Origin of the sequence: Belnapia arida (assembly GCF_016773205.1) — a bacterium.
Classification (GTDB): Bacteria; Pseudomonadota; Alphaproteobacteria; order Acetobacterales; family Acetobacteraceae; genus Belnapia; species Belnapia arida.
Genome location: NZ_JAETWB010000137.1, coordinates 1 through 1347 on the forward strand (window position 1 = coordinate 1; position 1347 = coordinate 1347).

2 protein-coding genes are annotated in these 1347 nt (G+C 66.8%); both read left to right on the forward strand.

What is annotated here, in order from left to right; genetic code table 11:
* A partial coding sequence (locus tag JMJ56_RS34650) for a hypothetical protein (RefSeq protein WP_236039071.1) occupies positions 1 to 264 on the forward strand: 264 nt, incomplete at its 5' end.
* A gap of 32 nt (positions 265 to 296) precedes the next feature.
* Positions 297 to 1343 carry a TRAP transporter substrate-binding protein gene (locus JMJ56_RS33060; protein ID WP_202836111.1) on the forward strand — a complete coding sequence of 349 codons (1047 nt, stop codon included), beginning with the start codon at positions 297 to 299 and terminating at the stop codon, positions 1341 to 1343.
* The last annotated feature ends 4 nt before the right edge of the window (positions 1344 to 1347 follow it).

The window sequence follows — 1347 nt, forward strand, 5'->3', positions numbered from 1 at the left end:
GGCAGTGATCCCGCGTTGGCGGTGACGACGATCGACCATCTGGCTCGCGGCTGCTGCGTGCTCGAAATCTGGTGCCGCAGCTGCGACCACCGGCGGTGGATGCCGGCGCAGTCCCTGGCCCGCCGATACGGACACTTGGCGGTCTGCGAAGCCACGGCACGGATGCGGTGCGGGCACTGCGGCCGGCGCGGGGCGCCGATCCGGATCACGGCCTGGCCGCCGAGCGGCGCGCCAGCCGAGAAGGATCGGGTTAAAGCCTTCTAGGGTACGCTGATCGGCTGAGGGTGGAGGCTGGCATGCGAGCGATGATGGTGGCGGCACTGGGCGTGACGCTGGCGGCTTGGCCGGCCTGGGCCGAGGAACCCACGACCATCCATCTTCGGATCGCTGGCGGGCTTGGCGGCGTCACCCAGTATGAGCGTTACGAGGCCCCGTTCTGGATAAGCGAGGTGCCTCGCCTGACCGGCGGCCGGGTCAAGGCAGAGATCGCGCCGTTTGACCGCAGCGGCATTCGTGGACCTGACATGCTCGGGTTCCTGCGGCTGGGCGTCGTGCAGTTCGGCAACGTCAGCCTGGCCGTCGCTGCTGGCGAGGACCCGGAGCTGGGGGCCATGGATCTGCCTGCGCTCAACCCGGACATAGCAACGCTCAGCCAGTCGCGGGATCTGCTACGGCCACGGCTGGAAGCAACCTTGCGGGATCGGTACAATGTGCAGCTACTGGCGGTCTATACCTACCCGGCCCAGGTGCTGTTCTGCCGCGAGCCTTTTGCCGGCCTGGCTGACCTTGCCGGCCGGCGGGTCCGGGTGTCCTCCGTTGGGCAAAGCGAGATGATCGAGGCACTCGGTGCTGCGCCAGTTGTCATTCCGTTCGCCCGGATCCCCTATGCCTTCGAGCATCACACCGTAGAATGCGCCATCACCGGCAGCCTCTCGGGCAACGCGCTCGGGCTGCAGGCCATTACCTCTACGATGTCACGGCAAGCAATCGGTTGGGGCGTCTCCTTTTTTGGCGCCAATCTGAGCGCCTGGAACGGGCTGCCACCCGAGGTGCGGACCCAGATCCAGCAGGGGCTGAGGACCCTGGAAGCGGCGATTTGGCAGGCGGCGGCGCGTGAGACCGAAGAGGGCTTCCTCTGCAACGCCGGCTCACCCCGCTGCACTCAGGGCAAGCCGGGCCGCATGGTGGTGCTCGACGACACGCCGCAGGACCAACGACGTCGCGCACATCTGCTGCGGGATGTCATGTTACCGAAATGGATAGATCGTTGTGGCGAGGAATGCGTCACGGTCTGGAACCGCTACATGGCAGCAGCCAGAGGCATCACCGCGGCTGCGCAGTAGCCTG

Coding starts and splice junctions, on each gene's coding strand:
- JMJ56_RS33060 (WP_202836111.1), top strand. CDS start 297: ATGCGAGCGATGATGGTGGCGGCACTGGGCGTGACGCTGGCGGCTTGG.